18 protein-coding genes and 1 pseudogene are annotated in these 23,186 nt (G+C 55.3%); 14 read left to right on the plus strand and 5 right to left on the minus strand.

Annotated elements, in window-relative coordinates:
- The 7 genes and pseudogenes from AC5DDB_RS10680 to AC5DDB_RS10710 form a co-directional block, all read left to right on the plus strand.
- A pseudogene (locus AC5DDB_RS10680) lies at positions 1-291 on the plus strand (IS630 family transposase); the annotation flags it as partial.
- Positions 292-812: 521 nt separating this feature from the next.
- Entirely contained in the window at positions 813-1,235 is a 423-nt protein-coding gene (locus AC5DDB_RS10685) for a hypothetical protein (protein ID WP_491739711.1), read from the plus strand.
- Between the two features lie 1,352 nt (positions 1,236-2,587).
- On the plus strand, positions 2,588-4,111 hold the full coding sequence (locus AC5DDB_RS10690) for an FHA domain-containing protein (protein WP_491739712.1): 1,524 nt from the start codon (positions 2,588-2,590) through the stop codon (positions 4,109-4,111).
- Positions 4,112-4,343: 232 nt separating this feature from the next.
- Positions 4,344-4,715 carry a hypothetical protein gene (locus AC5DDB_RS10695; RefSeq protein ID WP_491739713.1) on the plus strand — a complete coding sequence of 124 codons (372 nt, stop codon included), beginning with the start codon at positions 4,344-4,346 and terminating at the stop codon, positions 4,713-4,715.
- 20 nt (positions 4,716-4,735) lie between these two features.
- Positions 4,736-4,999 carry an HPr-rel-A system PqqD family peptide chaperone gene (locus AC5DDB_RS10700; protein WP_491739714.1) on the plus strand — a complete coding sequence of 88 codons (264 nt, stop codon included), beginning with the start codon at positions 4,736-4,738 and terminating at the stop codon, positions 4,997-4,999.
- Positions 5,000-5,015: 16 nt separating this feature from the next.
- Positions 5,016-6,038 (plus strand): HprK-related kinase A, encoded by a 1,023-nt coding sequence (locus tag AC5DDB_RS10705; RefSeq protein WP_491739715.1) that lies wholly within the window; start codon positions 5,016-5,018, stop codon positions 6,036-6,038.
- A gap of 46 nt (positions 6,039-6,084) precedes the next feature.
- A complete protein-coding gene (locus tag AC5DDB_RS10710) occupies positions 6,085-7,137 on the plus strand; it encodes a nucleotidyltransferase domain-containing protein (RefSeq protein ID WP_491739716.1) in 1,053 nt (350 codons plus the stop codon).
- A 110-nt stretch (positions 7,138-7,247) separates the two neighbouring features.
- Here AC5DDB_RS10710 and AC5DDB_RS10715 read toward each other — a convergent pair whose 3' ends face one another.
- Complete coding sequence (locus tag AC5DDB_RS10715) at positions 7,248-11,684, minus strand: tetratricopeptide repeat protein (protein ID WP_491739717.1); 4,437 nt, start codon at positions 11,682-11,684, stop codon at positions 7,248-7,250.
- Between the two features lie 395 nt (positions 11,685-12,079).
- Between AC5DDB_RS10715 and AC5DDB_RS10720 the strand changes: the two genes are divergently transcribed.
- Both AC5DDB_RS10720 and AC5DDB_RS10725 read left to right on the plus strand, forming a co-directional pair.
- Positions 12,080-12,508 carry a hypothetical protein gene (locus AC5DDB_RS10720; protein ID WP_491739718.1) on the plus strand — a complete coding sequence of 143 codons (429 nt, stop codon included), beginning with the start codon at positions 12,080-12,082 and terminating at the stop codon, positions 12,506-12,508.
- A 200-nt stretch (positions 12,509-12,708) separates the two neighbouring features.
- Positions 12,709-13,458: a PEP-CTERM sorting domain-containing protein gene (locus tag AC5DDB_RS10725; RefSeq protein ID WP_491739719.1), complete on the plus strand. Its 750-nt coding sequence runs from the start codon at positions 12,709-12,711 to the stop codon at positions 13,456-13,458.
- Positions 13,459-13,654: 196 nt separating this feature from the next.
- Here AC5DDB_RS10725 and AC5DDB_RS10730 read toward each other — a convergent pair whose 3' ends face one another.
- Entirely contained in the window at positions 13,655-13,810 is a 156-nt protein-coding gene (locus tag AC5DDB_RS10730) for a PEP-CTERM sorting domain-containing protein (RefSeq protein ID WP_491739720.1), read from the minus strand.
- Here AC5DDB_RS10730 and AC5DDB_RS10735 point away from each other — a divergent pair.
- Positions 13,770-14,090 (plus strand): hypothetical protein, encoded by a 321-nt coding sequence (locus AC5DDB_RS10735; protein ID WP_491739984.1) that lies wholly within the window; start codon positions 13,770-13,772, stop codon positions 14,088-14,090. The two genes, AC5DDB_RS10730 and AC5DDB_RS10735, sit on opposite strands and share 41 nt — an antisense overlap.
- Before the next feature lie 107 nt (positions 14,091-14,197).
- Here the strand turns inward: AC5DDB_RS10735 and AC5DDB_RS10740 are convergent, their stop codons facing one another.
- The 3 genes from AC5DDB_RS10740 to AC5DDB_RS10750 all read right to left on the minus strand — a co-directional run bounded on the left by AC5DDB_RS10740 (position 14,198) and on the right by AC5DDB_RS10750 (position 17,851).
- Positions 14,198-14,395, minus strand: coding sequence for a hypothetical protein (locus AC5DDB_RS10740; RefSeq protein WP_491739721.1), 198 nt, complete (start codon positions 14,393-14,395; stop codon positions 14,198-14,200).
- A gap of 701 nt (positions 14,396-15,096) precedes the next feature.
- Positions 15,097-15,510 carry a hypothetical protein gene (locus tag AC5DDB_RS10745; protein ID WP_491739722.1) on the minus strand — a complete coding sequence of 138 codons (414 nt, stop codon included), beginning with the start codon at positions 15,508-15,510 and terminating at the stop codon, positions 15,097-15,099.
- 1,123 nt (positions 15,511-16,633) lie between these two features.
- Positions 16,634-17,851: a polysaccharide biosynthesis/export family protein gene (locus tag AC5DDB_RS10750; protein WP_491739723.1), complete on the minus strand. Its 1,218-nt coding sequence runs from the start codon at positions 17,849-17,851 to the stop codon at positions 16,634-16,636.
- 582 nt (positions 17,852-18,433) lie between these two features.
- Here AC5DDB_RS10750 and nusG point away from each other — a divergent pair.
- The 4 genes from nusG (at position 18,434) to AC5DDB_RS10770 (ending at position 23,164) form a co-directional block, all read left to right on the plus strand.
- A complete protein-coding gene (gene nusG / locus AC5DDB_RS10755) occupies positions 18,434-18,994 on the plus strand; it encodes a transcription termination/antitermination protein NusG (RefSeq protein ID WP_491739724.1) in 561 nt (186 codons plus the stop codon).
- A gap of 68 nt (positions 18,995-19,062) precedes the next feature.
- Entirely contained in the window at positions 19,063-19,974 is a 912-nt protein-coding gene (locus AC5DDB_RS10760) for an exosortase/archaeosortase family protein (RefSeq protein WP_491739725.1), read from the plus strand.
- A gap of 202 nt (positions 19,975-20,176) precedes the next feature.
- Positions 20,177-22,441: an exopolysaccharide transport family protein gene (locus AC5DDB_RS10765; RefSeq protein ID WP_491739726.1), complete on the plus strand. Its 2,265-nt coding sequence runs from the start codon at positions 20,177-20,179 to the stop codon at positions 22,439-22,441.
- 63 nt (positions 22,442-22,504) lie between these two features.
- Positions 22,505-23,164: an exosortase-associated EpsI family protein gene (locus AC5DDB_RS10770; protein ID WP_491739727.1), complete on the plus strand. Its 660-nt coding sequence runs from the start codon at positions 22,505-22,507 to the stop codon at positions 23,162-23,164.
- Positions 23,165-23,186: the final 22 nt, after the last annotated feature.

The following is a 23,186-nucleotide window of genomic DNA, read 5'->3' on the forward strand; positions in this document are numbered from 1 at the left end:
GTGTTGGACCATCTCAACGCCCACAAAGTCCTAAACGCCTACAAAGTCGCCGGAGTTCGGGAATCCATCGAGAGTGTCGGAGCAAAAATTCGCTTTCTGCCGCCGTATAATCCCGACCCGGGTCCGATCGAACAGTTCTTCGCCAAACTCAAGCACCTCGTTCGCAAAGCCGGCGAGCAAACTGTCGAAGCCTTGTGGAGTCGCCTCGGCGAACTCCTCGAACATTTCCCAAGCGCAGAGTGCCGCCACTATCTTCGCCACTACGGCTACAACCGCTACAAATCATCGTGAACGGCTCTAGCCGAAGAGCAATCTCGGGGCCACGCTGGGACTCTTTCGGCTGGCCGGTATACCTCCAAACGTGTGAACCTACGGCACTTTGCCAAATGGTTCGGGAACTCACGTAAGTCAACGAGATCGACGGCCCAGCGGTCCAGGAATATCAACAGTTCCTTCTTGAGGGGATTGCCGAGAAAAAGTTTGCTCGAGCAACCGTCCACACGCGGCTGCAAAACACATGTGCCTTTACTCGTCGGCTCTGGGGATTACATGCGATCTCCGACCTACCCCTGGTTCTCGCCCAGAACAACCGTGACCTCGCCATTGGAAAAGACGTTCGTCGGCAGTCGTTCCTTACCATTAGTGAGGTAAAAACGTGTCTTGCCCAGGCGAACGACCGTCTATGAATGTACGTATTGCTGAGGCGCAGTTGCGGTATGTATCAGGGCGACATCGCAGCTATCATGCCGGACGAAGTCGATTGGAATTAGAGGACGATCACCCGCAAACGCAGCAAGTTCGCCCATCACGCCATGGCACCGAGCGTTCGCTATTTACTTGGGCAAGACACGTTGCAGTTTTTGCGGGATCATCGCGAGTCTGAAGGAACGTTGCTCCTGCAGAATCGCTACGGGATCCCACTTGTTGTTCGTGATATCCGTGAGAACGGAAAGGCGACCACGAACGACAGCATCAAAAACGCCTACGATCGGCTCAAGAAGAAGACCGGTATCGAGAAGCCGTTAAAATTGCTTCGCAAGGAAGCTGCGACTGACCATCAGCGATTAGTCACCCTGGCTGCTACCGGTCAAATGCCGTTTCCGGATTATCTCGCTGCGAAAGACGCTACCGAACTGCTCATGGCAGTTCGGCGGCTGCGACGAACGCGATCGGTTCAATCTATCGCCCGAGCATTGCCAAAGACATTTGGCGAGAACAACGGCGATGACCTCTAAGAAACAGGGAAGACATATTGATACGACAGTTCAATCTGCACCAGCCACACCGCGCGGTGCTCTATCTGCGAATAAGTTCCGACAAGCAGAATCCGCGGAGTCCCGAGCAGTAAGAAGCCGAGATCAAGCAGCGGATTCAGACTCTTGGGTTATCTTCTGAGCTTTTCGTCTGAATCCGATCCCACTGCACGGTTCCAACTTCATTTCTGTCAAAAACACACGACGCTTGGTCAGGTTGATTTCGAACAATTCTGGATGCCGATTTCCAGCTTGTATGGCCAACGAAACTCCCCAGCTTCCAATCAACGAAGAATTGTGGAACTCTGGTGGCACATATGCGGTATCCTCGGGACGCAGAATCAGCGAGACGTACAGGAGTCGTATATTCTCGCGAAAATCCTGCCGGACGTTTGAAGAAATGGTTCTCGCCGGATCTTTGTCGACGCCATCCAGACCGTTCCCCTGTTTTGTCAACGGGAAAGGCAGTCGCGAATCGTGGAGTTAGATCAATATTTGGCGGATTCACGGGCGGAAGAAATTGACGAGGTGCGGTTCCGCGATGCCACGGCCGAACGGATTGGACCGATGACCTACCCATCCGAAATCTGGGAAAATTTTGATGAAGTAACTAATTGTTTGTTTCGTGAAGCATACGATCGAGTTTGAACACCACGGAACCCAGGCCATTTAGTCGGTACAGCACGACTGGAAATAGATGGACAGGCTGATCGGCGGGCGAGGCGGCAATTCTATTGCCTAGCAAGTGCTCAACTCTTGTCATACGAATGCCGGACGGCGTTGCACCGTTGCTATTTAGCGATTTGGGACGTTCTGCTTCCCTATCTGGATTGGCGATATGAAAGCTGGGTTAGCGATATGAAAGATCGGACGAAAGCCACTTCTTTCGCCAACTCTGGCACCTTGATCGCTGCCGTCCGATGAGGATGAGCAAGCGCACTTCCACCTGTTTCATGGCCACATCTTTGCCCTTTATCCGGCGTGCGGCATAGTATTGCGCACACAGACTGCGGAAAGACTCGAAACGGCCTTTCAATTGTGAGTTCGCCGTACACTGGGTGTAGATCAACAAAGTGAGGAGTGCTAATCCTGACTGCGGTATTTGGAACCGCACCAGCAGGGCTTGCGGCGTCCATTCGACGCCCTCAAAGAGGACATTCCCAAGCTACTCTCACAGCAGCCAATCCGCTCCACGCAAAACCTCACGTCAGGATGTGCTTGATAGAATGCTTATAACACACGTTGATGACCGAGAGAACCTCTTGCAATTCCTTCCCAGGCACTCCACAATCCAATGTACAGGAACTCCAATTCCTCCTTGAATATGGTGCCCCTTGTCCGACTCACGCTCCAATCTTTCGCCCCAGGCAAGTCACTCCGATAATGACTTCCTTTCCGCTTGTGGCGGTGAAAATTTGCCGCGTTTGTGGATCGAAGTAGGCGACGAACGATTTTGGGAAGCCCGGTTTTCCCGGCCTGACCTGATCATCGGACAGTCGCCGCAAGCGGATATTCAGTTAGAGCATCCCAGTATCAGCTTCCGGCACATTTACCTTCAGTGGCTCAATGGCCACTTGGCGTGTTTCGATCTCAGCAGCCGCACGGGAATTCGCCGCGAATTGGGCAAAGATGCCTCTAAATGGTTAGAGCCCCAAGAAGCCTTCGGAATTGGCCCGTATACCATTCTCTCGAGTTTTTGCCGCGCGGAGACCCGGCCGGACGAGTTGGGCAAAGCCCGCAGCCCGATTGTCTTGGAAACCTTGTTTCCTAAATTGGAAGCCGAAGCGAAATGGTTGCGTCTTAATCGGTGGATACTGCTTGCGGGTTGGTCGAACAACTGTCATCTACGATTGCAGCACCCCAGCGTCTCCCGCATCCACGCAGCCTTTGTTTTGACGCCGACTGGCCAATGGGTGATCGATCTTCTGGGCAATCAGCCCGTGCTCGTCAATCGTCAAGCAATTCGGTCAGCTCAACTCCGTGACCAAGATGAATTGGAAATTGGTCAGTTCCATTTTCGCGTTCACGATACGCGGATTCGAACGCGGCTAAGCAGCAAAGCAGTTGCCAACAGCAGCAGGAGCACGGTTCCGTTCCCCAAAGGATCGGGGTTAATCGCTCCGAGTCGGGCCAGCGCCCGCCCTCCCCGTCGGATCATCCAACGGGCTCCGCAGGAATCGTCCTCTAACGATTTGCCACCCCAGAATCCCGATACGCAACGTCGAGAGCACCATGCCGACGAGATTCCGGCACATGCCGAAGAACACGCCCGTTCCGGTCATGACAGCGACGTCGCTTCGGTGATCCACGCACTGACCAGCCAGTTTGCGCAGTTGCAGCAAGACATGTTTGCCCAAAACCAGCAGATCCTGACGATGTTCGGTCAGTTGATGGACCAAGTGCATCGCGAACAACACGACTTCGTCCGTGCGGAATTGCAACAAATCCAGACGATCAGTCATGAGTTGCTCGAGGTGCGCTCACGACTGAACCGCGCGACGCCCCCTCCTGAAACTGCGCATGAGGATGAAGCTCCGTCGAGCCCCGTCAACCTGCCCGACACCACAACTCGTCAGTCGCTAGAACACGAAGAACCGACGGTTGACCGTCCCGATGACGTCGTCTCCGATGCCGATCAAACTTCGGATCCGTCCGCGGAGCCGGCTGTAACCGACAAGGTCTCCGCGGAAAATCTTCCAAACAAGCAACTCGCCGAAGAAGCCACATCAAAGTCTCGCGATTCGAGCCAACAGCATATCCTACTAACGCAACGGCTTCACGCGTTGGAAAAGGAGCGAAACAGCAGGTGGAAGCGTTTGCTGAGCACTTTAACCGGAAAACAACATCCTCCGGCTTGATTCAGCAGCCCAATCGGCATGAAGCGAGTTCTCTAACAGGCCCCCAGTTTGCTCGCCTTGGTTTGCACGGCTTGGTCTATCGCCGGGGAACGGCTCTGGCCGGCACAGCGATCAACGACCCATAATTGGCCGACCGGAGAAAGCATTTGACAGCCGTATACCGCCTGCTTAGACTTGACAACCAAGTATACGTTTCTCTTTTGGCAAGGTTTTCGCCGTGAACGACGATCCCGTGTCCACTCAACGCCCCGATCCTAACCGGCGACGCCTGCTGCGAAAAGGCGCAGGGGTTGCCTTGGTGCCGACCATCCTCACACTCCAAACCCGTACAGCTCAAGCTCACGGCGTGGGCGTCGATTACACCACGACGCAGTACCGCTACGGAATCCTAGCAGGTATGACCAAGCGGTATCGAGAGAGTTATTGGCATCATGACAATGACTTGGAGTCTGAATTTAAGCGACTTTACGGAAGCAAAAGAAATCCCGACAAATATGAATTTAGGCATACGGTCTATTTTGTGGACGGGAGCGGGATGTTAGCAGTGCTTGACGGCACGAACCAGCCGAGATCTCTCGAGAATTCAGACTGGGTTAAACGATGAGTTGTGGACGTAGCTTTTGAATGTCAGTTGAGCCTCGCTTGCGGTGGGTGGTGTGGGACGATGAGTTACTGATCTATCACGAACCCACCGGTGATTTGCACGTTTTGAACGAGGTAGCCGCGGGGGCCTTCTATCAACTAAAGGCGGGAACTCCACCGACAGCCTCTGTCTTGGCGGAACGCGTGGCGGCGGCCTTGGGATACGCCTCCGATTCAACGTTCGAACGGCATATCGAACGCTTGCTGATGGACTTCCAAGAGGCTGGGTTGACGATTGGTGAATGATTAGGATCTCAATGCCATGCCGAATCATTCCCACTCTTCTAACGAAACCTGTGTCTTGCAGCCGCAGCACGATTGCTCTCGGTCGTTCCTTGCAGATGTGTACGAGACGGGGGCCTCGAACGGCAGTGCCGCCGTTCGGTTTGACTCGTGTTCCCCCGCACAATTGCTGGATCTCAGCCGGGCGGAAAACCTTGTGTGGGCAGTCGGTCCGTTTCTCATCCGGTTGACAACCCACGATGCCACGGTTGTCAATGCACTGCGATTTTTGTATCGCGCGGCACCGTTGCTCACGGAACCGGCAACGGCGATCACAGATTTCCATCTATCCGTGCGATCGAGCTTCGGTGGTTTCACGAGCACCATCTTTGTCGATGGCCAACCGATTTTTCGCCGTGTGCGGAAACGGCATCTCGTCCCAATGGTGGAGTGGGCATTGAACTTGTGCGCCTTCCAAGGCTGCCACCATTACCTGACAGTTCACGCGGCCGTCCTTGAGCGAGGGGGACGGGTACTGATGCTGCCGGCTTTGTCGGGGTCGGGGAAAAGCACGCTCTGCGCGGCCTTGAGCCAAAAGTCCTGGCGGCTGTTTTCGGATGAGGTGGCGTTGATCGATCTCAACAATGGATTGATCCACCCGGCTCCACGGCCCATTAGCTTGAAGCGTGACGCGATCGAGTTGATCCGTCAGCGTTTTCCCCAAGCGATTCTCGGACCCACTTGGCGGGGCACGATCAAAGGCGACGTCGCGCACCTGCTGCCGATGGATGAATGCGTGGCCCGGACTTCCATAACTGGCCGGCCAGGTTGGATCGTGTTCCCTCAGTTCATCCCAGGGGCCGCCACGTCGCTAAATCCGGTGTCCAAAGCGCGCGGTTTCGTGCGGACAGTAGAGCAGTCGTTCAATTTCGCCGTACTCGGATCAGTCGGCTTTGAAGCCCTCAAGCGAGTCATCGACCAGAGCAAATGTTACGAGTTCACCTACGGTGGCGATCTCTCGGAAGCCTGGCGAACCTTTCAGGAGTTGGCCGATCGAGACTGACCATGCCATTTTGAATGCCCCTCCGCAATCGGCGGCAGCGCCTTTGATGCAGGTCCTGTCCCGGAGCCGCATTGGGGACTCCTTGTCCCCGACGGATTGGGATTGCTTGCTGCGGGACGCTCGCCGCTGCGCATTGCTGCCCAGACTTCCGCATCATTTGCCCGCGACCGCCGCAGTGCCCCCCCCCGTTCGTCGCCAATTACAGTCGGGTGAAAAAGTGGGCCGGTTTTTCGAGCGGCAACTTCGCTGGGAAATCGAATGTCTCTCGCGTGACTTGCAAGAATTTGCGGAACCCGTTGTGTTTCTCAAAGGGGCAGCCTATTTGCTCACCGACTTGCCTATCGCTCGCGGTCGCCACGTGAACGATATCGACATCCTCGTTGACCGCCAACAACTCGCGAAGGCAGAGCAGGTCCTTCGGCAGCATGGTTGGCAGCCGCTGCCGGTCAGTGAATACGATGATCGCTATTACCGCCAATGGATGCACGAACTGCCACCCCTTCGCCATCCACAGCGGAAGATGGCTCTGGATTTGCACCATGCCCTGCTACCGCCGACTGGGCGAGTGCGACCCGATACCAGTCAACTTCTGCAAGCGGCGCAGCCGATCTCCACATCAATGCTGCCCGACGCGAAAGTTTTATGTCCGGAAGACATGTATTTGCACGCTGCGGCACACATGTTCCAGGACGGGGAATTGTCGGGCTCATTACGCGACTTACTGGACTTGGACGGCCTCTACCGGCACTTTTCCGCGGCAGACGGACGATTTCCGCACCGGCTGATCCAGCGAGCGAACGTCCTGCAACTGCAACGTCCCCTCCATTATGCACTACGCTACACACGACGGTTGTTGCTGACTCCCGTTGATGAAGAAGCCGCCGCCATGCTGTCGCCACTCGGGCCTTCATGGGGCTCCGCATGGGTGATGGATAGGCTGGTTCACCGAGCATTGATTCCCCCGAACCAAGACGGCACTCCAGTCAAGCAACGCTTTGCGCAGTTCATCTTGTATCTTCGTTCGCACTGGTTGAGAATGCCGCCGCTGCTTCTCGCTCGGCATTTGACTCGCAAATTACTCAGCCGCCTGCGCTCGTAACCGCCGTACCCAAGTGAATCGACAACGAAAAACTTCATGTTGGGGGCAACTGGCTCTGTCGGTGCAAACCACATTCGAACATCAACTTGTGCCCGATCGCGAACCGCCTCTCAATCACGAGAACTTGCAATTTCCAGGCTGCTGGTCAATTGCTCATAGGTTTCGGCGTCTGGTTGCTCCAGCCGTCCTTGCGACAAGCCCTCTTTGATGGCCTTTCGAAGGTGAAATCGTGCGGAACCCGAGTTGCCGCTCCGATGGTAAGCGTGGGCCAAATGTAGGCGATAGAGCGGAGAATCTTCGATCGCGATGGCATCATGAAAATCCTGGATGGCTGACGAAAAGTTGCGTTGACGGAGACGGACCAGGCCCCGAGTGTCGAGTAGATCGGGCAGCGGGCCGGCGGTCTGCATGGCCCGGGCAAGGAGTTCTTCCGCCTCGTCGTGCTGACCTTCCACCACCGAGAGCAACCAAGCCAAATTGTTGAGAACCACGACATGTCGCGGATTCAGAGTCAACATTCGCCGATTGAGCGAAATCGCTTCGGAGTAATGTCCACGAGTTCGGTAGATCGCTTCCAACAAGTGCAAATGGAACAACGAGTCGGGGACTTGTTGCAGTTCTTCTTGGACGGCGGTCTGCATCGCGAGAAGGGTTTCCTCGGCGACGGCCACCTGTTGCGCGAGTACCACGGACGCTCCCAAAACGCTTGAAAGGTTCAGGGCATCCCGCTTCTCGAAGAGTAACTTCCATGCTTGATCCATTTGGCCGCTTTGCCCTAACAATTTGGCCAGCGAGAACGCATACTGTTCGTTGGCTGGCATCCCCTCCCGACAACGGACTTCGGCGGCGTCGGCCAATCGATCACGCATCTCCTGCGAAAGCTCTTTGGAACCCGCGAGTTTCACCAGCAACTGAGTCGCTTGCAATTCCCGCTGTGCTTGTTCGGCGGGGTCGACGGTTTGGTTCACGAATTTGCTCAGAAGCTTGAGCACGCGCTCAAATTGGCCCTGCCGAGCCGCCAAAAGGCAGGCGACTTGGACAACTTCTTCCGAATCCGGTTGCAGCTGAGCGAGCGTTTTTTCCGCTTGGCCGAGTTCGTCATGGCGTAACTGACGCCGTACGTAGGCAACTTGCACGCGGTCGTCGCCGCCGAATTCACGCAGTACCTTGTTCCACTGTTGTTCCGCGGATTCCTCGCGCTGCATTTGATCGTAGGCCTGGGCCAGCAACACGGCTTCCTCGACAGAAAGCTCGACGGCCCGAGCCACGCGCTCAAAGAGTTCCACGGCCTCTTTCACGTGGTCGGGGTGAGGCCGCGTGAGCAGCAACCGCGCTTTGAGGCGGGCGTCTGGCCAGGAGTTCTCCGCCTCTGCGCGGTTCTGATCAAGCAGATTCAACGCCTCTTCGAATCCCGGATAGTCGCGCGATCCAATTGCTAAAGCCAATAATCGCCGAACGGTGAGCAAATCGATTTCACCGCGTCGCCGAGAGTCTTGCAGGATTTCCCGTAACAGCGGTTCCGCATCGGCGCCGCGGCCGTGCCGCAAGTAGAATGCGATCAGTGTGGAAAGAGCGTCGCTGTCGCCGGGATGCTGCTGAAGCTGCTTTCGATAATGTGAATCCGCTCGCTCAAGTTGTCCGGTAATTTCGTGGCAAAATCCCAACGTCGCGTCTCGATTCTCGCCAGCGAAGGACTGCTCCGCTTGTTGAACGACGGCCAACGCATCGTCACGACGTTCTTGCTGCATGAGCAGTTGGACCAAGGCGATCCAACCCGTGGGCTCGGACGGAGCTGCGTCGACCGCGGCGGAAAGTTTGGTCTCGGCTTCTTCGAACTGACCGTTGGCAGCCAAAATCTGGCCCAACCAGATCAAGTTGGATGGCTCTTGCGGACGACGGGCGACTGCTTCCCGCGCGACTGCAACTGCTTCATCAACCCGCGATTGCTGCATCAACACTTCCGCGGTGAGTTGCGCCACGTCCGCACGGGCAGTTCCAGTGGCTTCTCGCATGGCGGTTTGCGTCAACTGACGTGCTTCCTCGTGCCGTTGTTGTTCGTAGAGCAGAGCTACCGTTCGCCGAAGCAGTGCCGGGTCGTTGGCACCCATGCGAATGGCCGCTTGGAACTGGTCGGCCGCGGTCCGGCGTTGGCCGAGCAACAAATGGACCCGGCCCAATTGGGTTTGAGCCAAGGCCCATTGCGATCGAGTCTGTAGCGCGCGTTCGAGCCAGGTTTTGGCTTGGCCCAATGCCTCTTTGGTGTCGTTGGATCGAGATTGTTGCACTTCGCGAATCCGTAGCATGGCTTGTCCACATAGGACGAGCGGCGTGTCCGCGCCGCCAATCCGCCGAAGCTGCTCGACAGCCTGGACCGCCGCAGCATCTCGATCGACATCGAGAGCCACGAGGAGCACATTGAACCAAGACTGGGCATTGTCCGGTTGCTTTTCAGCCACCATCAGAAATTGTTCTAGCGCCGCTGGCCGATCCCCCAGTTGTATCAAGCCCTCCGCCAGCGAGACGCGGGCCGCGATCTGATCTTCCGGCGAGAGTTTCGCGACGGATGACGCCAATCCTTCCAGTCGGGCCAATCCCTTGTCGCCTTGTTGGATCGCCAAGACCGTCTCCACTGTCACCAGACCGGCGGTCGGTCCCGCCGCGACTTTCGCTTCGGCCAGCAGTTGCTCGGCGCGATCACGATCTTCCTCAGCCAAAGCCAAGCGGATTTCCGCGGCCCAGAGGACCGGGTCATCGGGCCGCTCCCGACGAGCTTGTTCGAGCCGTTGGCGGGCAGCCGCCGCGTCGCCTTGAGCCAGCAGCCAGGCAGCCCGCAACGAAACCGCCTCGCTGACAAGGGATGCCTCAGAGTTAGTCGCGTCCGCATCCCGACTTTTCCAGGCCTGTTCGACGAATTGCCATCGGCGGCGGCCTGGCGGCTGTCGCATCACCTGCGCCCACTCCAACCGTGTCCACTCCAACCAATCTGGTGGGTCATTGCCGAGGACGCGATAGACCTCCAACGCCTCGTCGATGCGTCCTAATCGGGCCAGCGTGCGGGCCACACCGAGCCGGGCCGCCTGTGACAGGGGATCCAGTTTTTCGGCCCGGCGATATTCAAAAAGTTGCTCGTCGAGCCGGCCCAATCGACCGTAGCATTCTGCCAAGTGCAAACTGCCCAACCGGGCCAACGCGGACTCCTCGGAAACTTGCTGCATCACGGATTGCAGCCGGAGCGTTGCCGACAACGTGTCACCTTCCGCCAGAGCCAACCGGCCCGCGATATATTCCACCGCCTCGGGTGAACGCTCATCCGCTTGCAATTGAGCAAGACATTGGCGGGCTTCGGCCAATTCGCCACGGGCCACAAGTTCATCGGCAAGGACCAATTCCAAGCCAGGACTGTCCACACAGTTCTCGACCCCCTGACGCAGTGTCGCCAGCATGACTTCCGTTTCCCCTGCCGCGGCCGCGAAGCGGGCAAGCAGCTCGTAGAGTCGCGGTTCGTCCGGACTCTCACGCAACGCGTGACTAAGGGCTTCCCGCGAATTCTCCCTGTCGCTGTCGCAGCTTTCGGGGGAGCGCATGGTGATTTCCGCCAGAGTGATCGCCACCTCGGCGTTGCCAGGTTCCAATGTCAGCGCGGCCTTCGCATCGGCGGACGCCGCTCCCCAGTCCGCGTTCGCAGCGTGGTACTTGGCCCGTGCTACTCGTGCGGCGGCCGATTCCGGCGATTCCTCGATCATCACCTCGTACAACTGCGCGGCCTGCTCCGGTTCGTCCAGTTCATGTTCAAGCAAATGGGCGCAGCGAATGTAGGCATCGCGGCGGGTGAAGTCGGAATCGAACAACGCGACCTGCGTGAACGCGGTGTCCCGTAGCGACGCATCATAGGCGGCAGTGGCAGCGAGTGCATTGCCCTCAGCTTCGAGTGCCAACCCCCGTAGGAATTGCAATTCCCCTTGATTGGGGTCGTCATTCAACAATCGGTCCAGGTGCAAGAGGGCGTCGGCGAACCGCCCCAAACGCAACGCCACGTCGACTTGCCGCCGCCGGATGTCTGTGTCATCCGGATGCTGCCGCAGCACGTCTTCATAGAGCAGAAACACTTGCAACCATTGCCGACCCGACACCGCGACCTCATCCAGCAAACGGGCGTACTGCAATTTGGCTTGACCGTCGTCAGGCCGAAAACTCAGATACTGTGCCAACCAATTGCGTGCCTGCTCGGGCTCGTCAGGCAGGAATCCCTGGGCACGGGTCAACATCACGTTGGCCGTGCGATCGACTTGAAATGCATGCAAAAAATGAGTGCACACCGCTCCGACGCCCACCACCAGCAGCGTCACCAGCACCAACCGGCCATTCACCTGGCGGTGTGGCCGGGACTCCTGGGCATCACTGTGCTTAGCCTTGGCGTCGGCCGCTTCACCGCGGGAATTCTCGGATTTCGAAGTGGACTGTTGGCTGGGTACGGATGGCGGCTGTACTCCGAACTGAAGTGGGATGCTTACGGGGGCGTCCTTGTTGCCGCGGCGGTGTTTGCTCATGACATCTCACCGTATGAATAGTTGCAGGCCCGCTAACGAAAGTCGATGGTGCAGTATCGGCAATCTAAGGTGCGGTCACGGGAAGTTGGACAGGCGTGTTAATTGAAAGTTGACGCATTTACAGGATGCACACATTCCGTATACTGACTGGGGTCAACACAGTGATTCAAGTCAAAATTTCTGATTTCGAGTCAAATTTCTCAATTTACCCGACGCCCGCTGCACCCCATCATAAAAACGGAGAGCTGCGGTCGCTCGTGCAGAACGGCACAGTCCAAAAAACCGACATAAACCGCTTGCATCCCTCATTACGCGGCGGTACAGTCGCGTGTAGGGCATAAAGGACCACTAGTGGACAGGGCCGCCATGACAACAATGGCTTAGCGGCGTGGGCTATGATTCGTTTCCGTCTTCTTGTCATCCGTGTACTTTTTGTCGAAGCAGTCTTGCTGTTCGGTGGTGGTGCGCGTGTGACGCATGCGGGCCCGATGAACGTCAGCTTCGAGGAGTGGCAAGTATTCGGGGAGCTTTCGGAAAGGACCAGCAAGCCAGCTGAAAATCCTCCAAGGCCCGATGCTCCGCCCGCACCTGCGTCGGCTGCGGCCCCGGACGAGTTCGCCATCGCTGCTTCGTCGATGGGTTCCACTTCCAGCGTTTCCCCCAGCAGTTCGTCTGCTCCTCCCGCCGCGCTGATTGCCGCTGCGCTCCCTCAGCCTTCACTCCACCTAGTCTACACACTGGTGGACGAGTTCCTCTTTATCCCGCCTCGCTTTCTGGACGGTGTGTTCCGGCCCCCGCGATCTCTTAAGCTCTTCTCGTATTAATATTCGTCCAAGATCACAGTATTTTGTTTCTCAAGTCCGAACTTCCCTCAGCGTCACGAAAGACCTGATCTTTGTGTACGGCGGGATTTGGTTTGTGACTTGGGATTCATCGCCTTGCTTTTTTCTTTTCCTTCAAAAGAATGCTGGTTAGGCATCTTTCACCATCATGAAATCCATCAACTTAACTTTCGAGGACCATAATGAAACAACCCATTTACTCAATTCTGACTACTGTTGCATTGTTCACATTCACTGCAGGCAGCGCCCACGCGGCACCGATGTTCTTCACCGATCAGTCTTCCTTTGATTCTGCAACGAGTGCGTTGACGTTTGGACTGGAAGATTTTTCCAGTCAGACCCCGCGGCTCCTGGCTGACAACACGCCGCATACGTTCAATGGCTTCACAGCCGATTCAACAGAAGTGCCAGGAAACAACACAGCATTCTATGTGGCACCGGACGATTTTTCTGGTGCGGAACATACACCGTTTACTACGTCGCAGCACCTGGGTTGGGCAGAAAGTGTATCCACCTCAGCCTTTAGCTTCAGTGGCTTCGGGAACTTTGGTCCTACGATTACTCTCACGTTTGCCAATCCACTCAACGCCCTTTCATTTATGTTTTTAGATAGTGACAGCACTGACGAATATCGGCTCGCAGTTGATGGTGTGGATGTGGGATCTGTATTTCCCCCGACCGGCACTAGCTTTGACAACAGCACGTTTTTTGGCATCGTGGACAACATGGGAACGTTTCAAACCATTACATTCTCAACTCCCACAACAAATCCGGGTGGCTTTGTGGAAGAATTTGGAATTGATGATGTGCGGTACGCAAACGCCACAGCGACCTCGTTAGTGCCCGAACCTGCCTCGATGACGTTGTTCAGCCTCGGTGCATTGGGCATGGGTTTCGCAGCCCGGCGGCGTCGGCAGCGTGTTGAAAGTTAAGTTTCTCATGATGTGAATGACGCAGATCCAGCCCCGTGGCTACACGCCGCGGGGCTGTGTCATTTGGGCAATACTGGTTCGCCCGCCCGCCGCAACACGCCATCAAAAAAACGGACGCGAGAATCACTCCCCGCGCCCATACATTTGGTCTTTTGAAACCGCGACGAACAACAATCGTTCCCCGCGCGTTTCCACGTTAGAGACTCGCGTCCTGCTCAACCGATTGATCCTCACGCCGTCGACGCCGCGTCGCGTAAGCCATCCCCCTCGCCCCCAAACCAAACAACGTCAGAGAAGCCGGTTCGGGTGAAGTGACGACGGTGATTGAAGTGCTTGCCAGAAGGTTCGTCATACTTAGATCGGAGAAGGCGCTCAGAACAAAGGTGTATTCTGCACCCCTAATATTCGGGTCGAAATTGTTTGCCGATACCGGATCGTTGAAAAACCATGTTCCAGGAATTCTGGGCAAGATTATTGTTCGCGATCAGGTTAGAATTATTTCCCGGATCGCTTGTACCACCGCCGTTGGGAGTGGAATTGTCGCCAATGGCGTGGTCAGCGCTGGCGACATTGATGGGGTCAAACTGAAAGACGTTTGGGGCCGAAGATGGATCGAAATCGATTTGCAATAAATAGGTTCAGTCATCCAGATTGATTCCTGAGCTGTCGAGATAGTCCGAATTGATGGACCACTCGAAGTTCCAAATTGGCGTTTCGGGTGTGATCCAACCGGCACCGCTTATGGGTGAACCAGGTTCGAAGACATAGGTGCCGTTTCCTCGGCTGTTGAATACGTTTGCTGGGGGAATTCGCCATTGCCGTTCCCGTCGCCAAGAATGACGTCGTTGGTTACGTCCTTGTCATACATCAGAGCCGCATGGCTGGCCGATGAGACGGCGAGGCACAAAGCTAGGGCGATCGTATATTTCAATGACATAAAAACTTCTCCCTGTGGGTAAAGCGGAGCGTGGAACTCCGCAAATTATCGAAAGGTGGTGAAAACGATTCACAAATCGGTCCTGTGGCAGCGTTGTTTTGTCGCTGCCCGGGTCGGATTTTCAGCGTTGATCACGGACGGGGAGGACAGGATACGCCGTCGAGAAATCGCGGGGGGATGAACAGCCAGCCGCTATGGAGAAGGCGGGAAAATCCGCGTGCGTGAGCCTCGTGCAATCGGTGGTCCATGCAAAGCCGACAGTTGGCGCATGGCCTCCCGAACTGAGCGACGAGTGACCCATCAACGAATTGGCGAACGCGGACTGCTTCACATGGCGGGGCACGCGTTTTTCCGGGGACGCGTGTTGCAGAGGAGTCAAAGAACTCGCGGCTTCCCGCGCCTTAGAGTGCAGACCGAGTTCTTCGAATTCTTCCCACTCTTCGATCTGCACACAAATCATGCCCACGAGGAGGGATGACAATACCGTCGCCCCCCACGGCAAGATGCAGAGAAAGTAGAAAGAGGCAGGAAACGGATTAGGCGAGATCTTCCAGCGCCATCACGAATGTATGTGAGGCTATGGAATGAAAGATACCGCTGCAACCGCTCAAATTTTGGAATACACAAGCTAGCGAGTCAAAACGGAATCCATTCGCCTTCAGAGCGTTTCTCGAACACCCAGAGCGCGTTCCAGGCGATGGCTACATCACTTCGGTTTCGCCTGTGGATCGTGTTCCGGAGCCGTTGGCACGGACGGCCATCTGCAACATTTGATCCAGACGATGCACCTCGTCTAAGAGGTGTTGGACGGCCTGGCCCCAAGACGGAGGAAGGCGATCGAGTCGCCGAGCGATCGTCTCGACTTTATCGGGATCGGAAAGGAAACTTTCAGTTTTTACCGGCTTGCACAATTTTGGCGAGGATTGCGCTTCGGTGACGAGCCCAACCCAACCGCAGGCGACGCAGCGACACTTTGAGTCATCCGACCACTCGGAGTCCAAAGCCACTGGTTCGATAATATCGAATTCCACGCTGTCCTTGAAGGAACAGGAAACCTCGCCGACAAACGCAACTTCAACTTGGAGTTCACGACTCCGACAACGAGGGCATTTCATGGGCAATCGTATCTATGTTAGCGGTGGATGTTTGATGGGAGGACCGAAATAATGAATTGGAAATCGTTCAACACTTGAACATATTGATCACCGTTATCTCATATACACACGAGTAGTGCAGGAACATACTCACTTGTATAACAAGTAACTCCCCCTATTGCAAATCGATCACACCGCTCTTCTCTTCTTTTTGATGACCACTGAATGTAATCTTTTGGAGCAGTCAGCTAATCCTTCTCCAAGCGGATTTGCCCATTCGTGGCCCAAATACCGTTGGCCATTCGGCCTGCCAGTGCAAGGGACGCGAGCCCGAAATTCGCATCTGGCGGTATCCCGCATCATGATGTTACCCGTCAGTTCGCCGAGGCAAAGTCCAGATCAGTGGTTCATAAGATGGTGTAGGTAGAAACACCGGCGGGTCGTTCGGTTGACTGGCTGGACCAACTCGCCATTGATTTTTACCTCTAGAAATGCCCTTGCCCAAGGACTCGTCAAAAGGATTGGGTTCTTCCAATGGTTCATTGCTCTTAGCCTCGTTGGTCTGCTGCTCTTTTTCATCTGGTTGCAACTCGGGCGCGGGAGCGTCCTGCGGGATGGGCGGCAAGACCATCGACGGTTCAGCATGGAAAGGTGGAAGTTCCATTGTCACATCCGAGTAAGTCGGACACCGGCAATCCACGAATGAGCTGGGTCGCCAGCACGTCTCATGGTAGCCAAAATTGTGCTGATAGGGTGGCGGGCAAATCGGCGGGGTGTAATGAGTGTGCCAAGTCTGGTTACAAAAATAGACTTCTCGCTGGCACCTGGATGATTTGCGGACGACCGCAAACCACAGCCGTTCCAAAAAGGATTGAGGTGCTTCCTCGCACGCTTCCCAGCCGCCCCCTTCGGCTCTTCCGGCAATATCCGCGCACCGCGTCTGGTTCACGGCCGGTCGACATCCTCCGACAATCGACTGTGCGAATGCTGAGGATGATAGTGAGATAATTAATGCTGAGAGCACTAAGGTACGGTACATCAGCTTTGAGCTTGTACGTCCACTCATAATCGACGCCCTATTGAGTTTGAGTAATCGCCTTGAGAGTTCAGCACCCGCATCCTGCGTCAGATACGCAAGTTGCGTCTAGAATCCTGCACCAATTCCGCCGCCAAATCCCCCAACGCCAGTTCCTCCTTCTAGATTGCGAACCAGTCCGTTGCCGAGCAGCGTAACGCCAAACACCCGTTCGACCGGTGAGAAGACGCGACTGAGGAATGCGTCGACGGTCAGCAGCGGGTCGGCCTTCACATAAATGCGGTCGCCTGGAAGAAGTTGATAATTGGTGGCGGTTTTGCCTTCCGCAGTGATAGCACGCCAATCGACATCCATCACCTGAGCGCAGCCCTGCCCAGCGGGCGCGGGCCGCGCGACCCACATTCTTTTCGACGACACTTCGCCGATCCCGTCGATGAGGCTAATCGCGTCGAGCACGGTTTCGTTTCCGGTCGCAGGCAGCCGAACGACTTCCTCGCCGAATCCCCCGCCGTCCAGAATGATGTAATACACCTTGCTGTTGTAAGCAGCGACAGCGACATTGAGTTCCGGCTCGAGAATATACTGCGAGAGGTGAGATTCCAACGTGTTTTTGACTTCGGGAAGTGTCATGCCAGCCACAAACACATTGCCGTAAATGCCCAGCGAGACCGTGCCATCCGGATTGACCAGGTGCTCACCTGTGATTGCCTGGTTGCCGGCGATTTCGACCATCGTGACCGAGACCTGGGGGTCCTTGATACCCGCTGTCCGACCTTTGTCATCGCGGAGGTACGTTTGAAATTGCTTTTTGATGGCCTCGCGAGCCTGATCGACAGTCAGCCCTTTGATCATCACAGCACCATAAACGGGACCGAGGTCAATCGTTCCGTCGGCCTGAACGCGATACTCGCCATTGACGATCTTGGACTGCGCCTCAGATTCCAGAAGAAATTGCGTTTCAATGGGGTTGGATTGCGGTGGCGGTTCACCCGGTTCCTGGGGTGTTTCGGGGACAATCGGTTCGAGCGGTTCCGGGTTGGCGAGCCAAATGCGGACAACATCGCCAGCTCGCAGTGCGTAACTAGGTGGTCTGATATTGTTCACTGCTTCGATTAATAAAACGTCTGGTGCCGCAACGCGATAAGGCGGCAGGGCAGTCATGTCCAGCTCACGAGGAATTGGAATATGTGCCACTTCCGCTTCGATTTGCTCTTCGACATTGCGATTTGCCAGCACTCCACAACCGCTTAGCGCACTACAGCCAACACTCAGCAGGATCAAGATTTCCCACAAACGAAACTGGGGATGCGGCCGTGATGCGACCATGTTGGGGCCTCATGTTTCTGGTCAGTGAAATGCTTGTTCAGCAACCGTACCGTAATTATTGGAATAATCGACCTAACCCAATTCCAGCTTGAATCAATCTTGTAACGCAAACCGAACAAACCTTACCTAATTCGCTGTCAAAGCCAGAAAATCTTCCAGATAGAAAAAGTTTCATTATGAAATTGGAAATTGCTTGCAACCCGGATCCGCATTTGTATACTAGCCTTCTGTGAGCTGAAAAACGTTCACATCTGGCATTTCCTTATGGAAGGGGAAGATGAAACGGGTTTACCCCTACCCGTTCATCAGCAATTGCAGAAAGCCTTGTCCTTAAATGGACACTGCATAAGGCACGGGGACGGAGTCTGGGATTTTTTTGCCAATCCGTTCGCTACATCCTGAAGTCTTCGTTCGCTCATTTGGTCTTATAGTTCTTTCTCTCTAGCCCTGCTTTTTCAGGCCTTTGTTAGGGGGGGCGAACCGCTTGGCTTTGGTTCGAATCTCTTTCGTCGTGCGACTGTTCGCGATACGCTTCTATTGACGAGGCAGGGCTGCTTCGCTTTTCAGGGTTGTCCCAAGCAGATGATGTTGCCCAATCTCTCCGGTGATGTGCCTGACTGGTACTTTGAGTCTCCACCCGACCAACATTCTCCCTGGTGGGTCGCTCACATTCATACTCAAAACTCAAGGTTGTTTCTTTCTAGGTTGCGTGGAAGCGGGGTGGGCTGCTTCCTGCCAATGTACCAGCCTCGTCAGTCGCGCAAAGACCGTCGCCAGGGTAAGCGGCCGCCCGCCTATCGCCCGCTATTTCCGGGGTATGCTTTCCTTCGTGGCGATGGCGATGCGCGATCGTTGGTTGTTCGGACAAATTACGTTGTTCAAATTCTCTCTGTGAATGACCAGCAAACGCTGCATGATCAGCTGTCGGATATTTACCGCTTGATTTGTGCGGGTGTTTCGATTGCTCCCGAGGATAATTTATGCCCTGGTAAGACGGCTGAAATTGTCTCCGGGCCGTTGGCAGGCTTTAGCGGCAAGGTTCGCCACGCAGGAAGTAAGTTCAAGCTGGTGGTGGATGTCAACTTCATTCAAAAGAGTGTTTCGGTTGAAGTTGATCGCTTCAATGTTCGTGAAGTGGCTTGAAAAATAGCTTTGGCGGTGCCGCTGCCTTTGCTTTTTTGTTAATTCTTTTGCGCCCATACGGAGTGTCGATGAGCGCCGCACGACCATTCTTGTCTCCCAGTCTCGTTCCCTTGGCCGGCAGTTTTCTCGTCGCTTTGGGAGCGCTATTGTGGGCGTATTCGACGACTCTCGCACACTGCGTGGATCGCTGGTCGCACCAGCCGATTTACTCGCATGGCTATTTGGTGCCGATCTTCGCTCTTGCACTGCTTTGGCTTCGTCGTGATCGCTTGCAACCCGCTCAGTTGCGCCCGACTTGGTGGGGGTTGCCCTTCCTCTTGTTTGGCGTGGGCCTTCAACTTGCGGCCAATCATTTTTACTTTGAGTGGTTCGAGAGCTTGTCGTTCCTGCCGGCTGTACTAGGTATCGTGTTGCTCTCCGGTGGTTGGGCGGCTCTGAGGTGGTCTTGGCCCGCCGTGCTGTTCCTTGTGTTCATGCTTCCATTGCCGTATACCCTTGAAGTTGCTCTACAGGCCCCCCTGCAGCGGCTTGGTACGGTCAGCAGTTGCTACGTGATGCAAACCCTCGGAATGCCCGCGTATGCCAAAGGGAACGAGGTTTTTGTTTACGACAACGTAATTCAGGTCGGAGAAGCCTGTAGCGGTTTGGGTATGACCATGGTCTTTGTGGCTTTGGTAGTGGCTGTAAGTATTTTGAGCACGGAGCGACCGCTCTGGGAACGGCTTCTCGTCTTGTTGAGCGCGCTGCCAATTGCCGTAATTGCCAATGTCATACGGATTACAACGACGGGTTTGCTTCACGCCTGGGGTTGGCATGATGCGGCTACGCTTCTGCACGACAAATTGAGTGCGTTCTTTATGATGCCTCTGGCGCTGGGCATGCTGTGGTTTTTGCGATGGTATCTGTCCCGTTTATTCATCCATGAGATTGACCGGCCCATGTCGATGGGGCTCGGAGGCAATTCGGTCGCCGAGGCATAGGCAATGCCCGCGTTCCCGCTTCCGTCACGATGATCGCCCCCCCCTCCCTCTTGAATTCCCTCCCAAATTTCACAACTAATCCTTCCTAGGCTCCGCGCTGAGCTTTCGCCTCGGCATATGTGGGAACCCACAGGATGGGCGAGGTCAGTGAAGACTTCCGCCCTTCCTTAGTCGGAGTTTCCAAAAGGAATACAGAATCAATATGGTTTCGCCCCAAACTCAAGACTTTCCGCGTAACGGCAATGGCACGCATCATGGCCAATACGAGTTGATACCAACCTCGTCGATCCCTCTGCCCATGGGGGCATCGACAAATTCCGCGAGTGATGCTAGTCAGTCGGTTGATTTGCGCGGTCTGCTCAGTGCTTTTCGGCGTCGTTGGCTGCTCGCCACAGTTCTCGGAGTCGTTCTGGGTGCTGCCGCCGGGGCAATGGCTTGGTTTTTGCTGCCTGCCCCCTATTCCACTTTTGCGGAATTCCATATCAGTTCGGTGTCCGACCAATTGCTTCCAGGGGGTAGCGGCAATAATCGCGCCTCGTTTTCGACCTGGAAGCAAACGCAGATGAAATTGCTCACCAACCCATTTGTCTTAAATGCGGCGTTGAGAGACCCAGCGGTAGGCCAGGCTTCCGTCTTAAGAGATGAACCACGGCCGGTCGATTGGCTGGAACGAAACCTGCAAGTCAGTCAAAGCGGTGCGGAATTCTTCCGCCTGAGCCTGGAGGGTGAAAACCCGGATGAAATCACCAAAATAGTCAATGCGGTCAGTAAAGCCTTTGAAGAAGAAGTTGTCAACAAAGACGCCAATCGTCGCAAGGATCAACTTGATAATCTCAAGAAAGTGCATCGTGAGAGCGAAGATAAATTGCGTTCACGGCATCGAGCCTTAGAGAGTTATGCGCGGCAACTCGAATCTAATCCTTCGCATGTGGATGAAAAACAAGGGTTTCTACTGACGATGCAAGTCGAGATGAGCCGCGCCTTGGCGGACTTGCATCTGGAACTCATGAAAGCTGAGTTATTGGCCGCCCAACACGAGAAGGCAACCGAACAGGTTGATTCCACTATTCCTGAAGCAATTTTGAATGCCGAAATCGCTCAGCAACCTGAATATCAGAGATTGCAACAACGCTTGGCCACGCAGCGATTTCTTGTGAAACGAAGCGAGTCACTGACCGAAAATCATCCGCGACGTCTTGAGGCCGAGGCCACCCTGCAGGAATTGGAGGATGAGAAGTCCGCGCTTCGGGAACGCCTTCGCCCGAAAGTGGAAGCCGACTTTCAAACCCAACTTGCTTCCAACGTCGAGCACTCCGCGTCGTCGCTCGGCACGCAAATTGAATACATGCGGAGCCAAAAGGCGGAATTAGAAAAGCGGCTCGAAGAAATTGAGATTGAAGAACGGGACACGGCGAAATACTCGCTGGAGTTGGATCAACTTAACAAAGAAATATCCCGCGAAGAGAAGTTTGCCGAACAAGTAGCCAGTGAGATCCGTCGTCTAGAGTTTGAAGAACGCTATGCACCGACGGATATTTCACTCACGCGGAAGGCTGAGATCCCTTATCAGCGAGAAACCAAAAAGAAGGTCATGATGGCCGGTGCGGCTGGCTTTGGGTTGTGCGGGCTTCTAATGGCCAGCATCGTGTTCTTCGAGTATCAATCGCGGCGAATTCACTCTGTGGAAGAAGTAACGGGCGAGTTGAAGCTCCGTTTAGTCGGCGCCGTTCCCGCCCTGCCTCGCGATATCGTGCGGGGCAAGTCACGCCGCAACGTCGCGCGAACAGCCTATTGGTCGAACGCCTTGACGGAGGCCATCGATTCAACTCGCACCATGGTCTTGCGAGAAGCACGAGACCGGTCGTTCCAATGCCTAATGGTTGGCAGTGCGGTTGGTGGGGAAGGCAAGACCACATTGGCTTGCCACTTGGCGACGAGCGTGGCCCGGTCGGGGAGACGGGTGCTGCTCGTCGATGGTGATATTCGGCGGCCGAGTGCCCACAAAGTGTTTGGCGTGGAACAAGGACCAGGACTTTGCGAGCTTCTGCGGGGTGAGATTTCCCTAGATGAAGCGGTTGTGCCGACAACGGCCGCGCCCGGCTTGACCTTGCTCCCCGCAGGTAAACTCGATGCGGAAGCTGTTCAATTACTGGCTCAGGATCGTTTGCGTGAAGTGATCGATGCTCTGCGGACGGCTTATGATTTCATTGTCTTCGATTCTTCCCCCATTCTACCAGTCACGGACGGATTGCTCCTCGGGCAACATGTCGATGGCGTGGTCTTGGCAGTGCGGCGGGATGTCAGTCGGCTGAAAAAAGTCGGCGAGGTCTTCGAACGCCTCAATATGTTGGGTGTGCCTGTCATTGGCGCCGTGGGAATCGGCATGGTCGGGGCCGCATACAATTATCGATCAGGTTATGGCCGTGAATACCGGTATTTTCGTTCGTCGCCCTTCCAGGATTCCTAGTGTCTATTGCTTGTCGAATGGCATGGAACCGGCTGCATTCGCGGAAATCGTCAGGAGTACTATATGATCCGCTCTCTGTTACCCATTTTCGTGGGCACAAGCGTGTTGATCGCTGGAGGTTCGATTCAGAATCATTGGGCCAGTCGTTCACAAGCCGCACTGCGGCAGGCTGCCTCGCGACTGTTAGAGCTACCACCGACCATCGGAACATGGACCAGCGAAGAATTGCCTCTGCGACCCCAGGAGTTGGAAATGGCCGAGGCGGAAGTGGCAGTTTCTCGGCGTTATGTGCATCGTCAAACCGGACACGCGCTGCAAGTCATGATCCTCTGCGGACGTCCTGGCCCGATAGCTGTTCATCCCCCCACTGCGTGCTTCACTGGTGCTGGATATCGGTTGGCCGCAGCGCCTCGGGTTGCCACCGTTCCCATTGGTAAAGGCGGTGCCCAGACGTTTTGGCAAGCTGACTTTCTAGGCAATGACCAAGGGATTCAAACGAACCTCCATACATGGTGGGGGTGGACGACTGAAGGGAATTGCATCGCGGCGAAATCGCCGCGGTGGGAGTTTGCCGGAAAAGACTTCCTCTACAAAGTCTATCTGATCCAAGGTCGAAACGAACTTGAGCCTGACGAGGACGAGGCTGCGATCCAGCGGCAATTTCTCGATATCTTTCTGCCCGCCCTCCGCAAAACCCTCGCCGAAGAATCCAACAAGTCTTGAAAACTTGAAATCACGCCTGAGT

It is taken from the genome of Thalassoroseus sp., assembly GCF_984380535.1.